The organism is Tumidithrix elongata BACA0141 (assembly GCF_036349135.1).
In the GTDB taxonomy this organism is placed as follows: domain Bacteria; phylum Cyanobacteriota; class Cyanobacteriia; order Pseudanabaenales; family Pseudanabaenaceae; genus Tumidithrix; species Tumidithrix elongata.
On the sequence record NZ_JAZBJZ010000210.1, the window covers coordinates 1 to 3,844 of the forward strand.

3 protein-coding genes are annotated in these 3,844 nt (G+C 45.1%); all 3 read left to right on the forward strand.

Annotated elements, in window-relative coordinates; translation table 11 throughout:
* Window positions 1-60: 60 nt before the first annotated feature.
* The gene (locus tag V2H45_RS25265; RefSeq protein WP_330486462.1) at window positions 61-225 is read left to right on the forward strand and encodes a hypothetical protein; all 165 of its coding nucleotides are present in this window, start codon (window positions 61-63) and stop codon (window positions 223-225) included.
* A gap of 235 nt (window positions 226-460) precedes the next feature.
* A complete protein-coding gene (locus V2H45_RS25270; protein WP_330486463.1) occupies window positions 461-1,267 on the forward strand; it encodes a Uma2 family endonuclease in 807 nt (268 codons plus the stop codon).
* Window positions 1,268-1,428: 161 nt separating this feature from the next.
* Window positions 1,429-3,844: CHAT domain-containing protein (locus V2H45_RS25275; RefSeq protein WP_330486464.1), on the forward strand; the 2,416-nt coding region annotated here is incomplete at its 3' end.

The window sequence follows — 3,844 nt, forward strand, 5'->3', positions numbered from 1 at the left end:
TTTAGGCTCTTTTTTTTCTCCACTTTCTCTCCCTGATGAATTATTCAGGCTAAAATCTGTTTGCTGGACGAAATTATGGTGGGGCAAGATCCAAATTCCTTGGCATTAATGCTAAACGTGCTTAGGGATTTTACAGATCGGGGTGGGGCGTTAATTCTTACCTCTCATGTTCCTTTGCCTTCAGATATTCCCAATCTAAAACTGTTGGAATTGGAGCAAGCGTAATGATTTGAAACGACATGGGTTTCTTGGTAGATCCTAAATAGATTTAACGTGAATTCGGGATAAGAAAATCCTAAATACTCGATCTAGCAGTCGATTTTTCCAATCTCTTCATAATCCCAAATCCGCCTAGAAAAATCCTATTTATCCAGCAACCATGATGCCAACTGTAAGAAATCCAGCCGAGCCAAGGTCTCTTACGATATAATTCCAACAAACACTCAGCCCCCAAATCGTTATGGTAGCTATTACAGAGACGCGATCGCAACCGCAATCAAGCTCTCTGCCATCACCCACTTCGGAAGTAGAAGCAGAAATCATATACCCTAGTTCAGACGGAGAGCCCTTGGCAGAAACCCAACAGCATGTTTTAGCAATCTTGATGACCCTCATGGTCTTGAGGTTATATTTACAAGAACAGCAAGCTGTCGTTTTTGCCGACCAATTTCTCTATTACATTGAAGGAAAACCCAGAGCCAGAGTTGCGCCTGATGTGATGGTCGTGTTTGATATCGAAAAAAGACTCTACCCTAACTATAAAATCTGGGAAGGACAGCAAACACCAGCAATTATCTTTGAAGTAACCTCAGCAGGGACAAAAGAAGTAGATTGGAACTTTAAAAAGACGCTATACGAACAGTTAGGCGTAACCGAGTATTGGCTGTTTGACCCCTATGGTGAGTGGGTTCCAAAACAACTGCAAGGCTATCGACTCAACGAAGATGGCATCTACAAACCCATTGCCGATAATTGCAGCGAAGTCTTGCAGCTAAAGTTACAGGCTGAGGAATATCTGATTGGGTTTTATCGCCTCGATAATGGTGAGAAGCTGCAAACTTTAGAAGAGTTAGATAAAACTGTTCAAGAGGCAAAGCAGAGGGCAGAGCAGGCAGACCAACGAGCAGAGCAGGCAGACCAACGAGCGGAGCAAGAAGCACAAAAGGCAGAACAGGAGAGGATTAAGGCAGAGCAAGAAAGACTCAGAGCCGATCGCCTCGCCGAAAAATTGCGTCAACTAGGCGTTGAGATTGAGGATGAAAGCTGAGGCAATCTCCGCCAAATCACAGGAGAGGTCTTTTTGCGGTCTGTCGCGATGCTGATTGAAACAAGCCACTATATCTAAAATTCAAGCGAAAAATATCTATGCTTGATGGCGCAAGCGTGATAGATTTTGGATGTGACATATTGCTCTAGGAGGATCGTGCGATGCGCTCTCGTCTGAAATCATTTGGGTTGAATAGCATTGCCACACTTGCGATCTTACTCTCGCCTATCTCTTTCTCTGCGTTCTATTCTCAAGAGCCAGTCTTTGCCCAAACAAGACAAGACCTCAAAGCAGAGGCTGATAAATTGATTGAGTTAGGAAATCAGCAGGTTGGCAAGTTCGATTACAACGAAGCCTTGCAATCATTTCAGTCAGCATTAGAAATATATCGTGCGACAAATAATCGCAAAGGAGAAGCAAGCGCTCTTAAAGGTTTCGGCAGTGTATATAGTAGTTTGAAAGAGCTACAGAAAGGAATTGAGTTCTATCAACAAGCATTAGCAATTTATAGGCAATATAGTATTGTAGATTGCACTTCAGACCTTAAAAAATCAGATTGTATAGCATCTCGCGAACTAGAAAGTTCCACTATTTTGAGCCTAGGATTTACATACCGCGATCTAGGACAGCCCAAGAAGAGCCTTGAGTTGCTCCAGCAAGCCTTAGAGATTCGACAGAAAAACAGCGCGAGTGCGTGTACTTCCGACACTAAAAGTAAAGACTGCATTGCATCTCGCGAACGGGAAGGTTTTACTTTGAGAGGATTGGGCTATTCATACTTGTCCTTAGCCTATTACCAGAAAGCTATTGAGACATTTCAGCAATCTTTAGCAATTGACAAAGAACTCCGCGAGTTTACTTGTGCTGACGACAAAAAAAGCTTTCCCTGTGCTAATACGTTCGGGCGGGAAGGTTTTTCACTAAGAGGTCTTGCTATGGCATACAAAAGTCTAGGACAACACCAGAAAGCTGATGCATTTTCCCGTCAAGCAAGTGAACTTTTTAAGGCAGAGGCGGAGATAAGACATTGGGACGATAATCTTGCTATGGTATACACCAATCTGGGAATGCCACAAAAAGCTCTTGAAATTTACCAGAAGGTCTTGGCTTTCGCAAAGCAAGAAAGTGCCAGAGCTTGCAATCCAGACCCTAAAAGTAAAGAATGTATTGACGCTCTTCGGTCAGAAGAGTATCGACTCAGCGATCTTGGTACTGCATACCGAAATCTAGGTCAGTACCAGAATGCGATTGAGGTCTACCTGCAAGCTTTAGTTATCGAAAAGCAAATTGGCAATAATGGATGGGGAGGACGGATACGCGCCTCTCTTGGTCATGCTTACTCTGAGATAAGACAGTACCAGAAGGCAATTGATTTCTACCTCCAAGCCTTAGCTTCCGAGAAGCAAAATGATAGCTATATCGACAATTATCTCATCAGCCTTGGTGATGCATACCACAATCTAGGTCAGTACCAGAACGAAATCGAATCATACCTAAAAGCCTTAGCTATCGAAAAGCAATTCGGGAAACGCGAAGCGTCAGGACGAAGCTTGAGCAAAATTGGTGACGCTTTTGTTAAACTCAAACAACCCGAACTCGCCATCCTCTATTACAAACAATCCGTCAACGTTAGCGAATCCATCCGTAAAGACATACGCGGACTTGGCAAGGAAAACGAAAAATCCTACATAAACACCGTTGCTGACACCTACCGCAATCTCGCCGATTTACTCCTCAAACAAGATCGCATCCTCGAAGCCCAACAGGTTCTCGATTTGCTCAAAGTTCAAGAACTCAGCGACTATCTCAAAACTGTGCGCGGCAACGACCAAACCGCAAAAGGAACTGACCTCCAACGTCCCGAACAAACCTTCATCGCCCTCGGTAACGAACTAGCCGACCTGCAAAAACTCGATCGCTTAGGGAAACTCGATCCAGTCAAACAACAGCGACTTGCCTATCTGACTTCCCAAGAAAGCGATCGCAACCAACAGTTCAACGCCTTTCTCAAAAGTCCAGAAGTGCAGAAACAAATCGAACAACTGCGCCGCACCGAACAAGCCCAAAACGTCGATATCGAGAAATTTAACCGACTGCGTAAAAGCCTCGCCCAAGCCCAAAATGCGGCGCTGCTCTATCCCCTCATTCTCGACGATCGGCTCGAACTGATTTTAATTACGGCAACCACACCTCCGATCCGCAGAACTATCAACATCAAACGCGAAGTTCTCAATACCGCGATCGTGGAGTTTCGTGCCAACCTGCGCGATCCCTCTTCCTTTGATGTTAGAAAAGATGGACAAAAATTCTACGACTGGTTGATTCATCCCTTCGATGCCGAACTGCAACAGGCAAAGGTGCAAACGATCATTTACGCCCCAGACGGTCAACTGCGCTACATTCCCCTCGCCGCGCTCTACGATGGCAAACAATGGTTGGTCGAGAAATATCGCATCAATAACATTACCGCCAGTTCCCTCACCGACTTCGCGCCCAGACCGCACAACAACCCGCGCGTCCTTGCTGCCGCAGCCACCAACAGCCAAAATATTCAAGTCGGCGATCGCTCGATTCCCT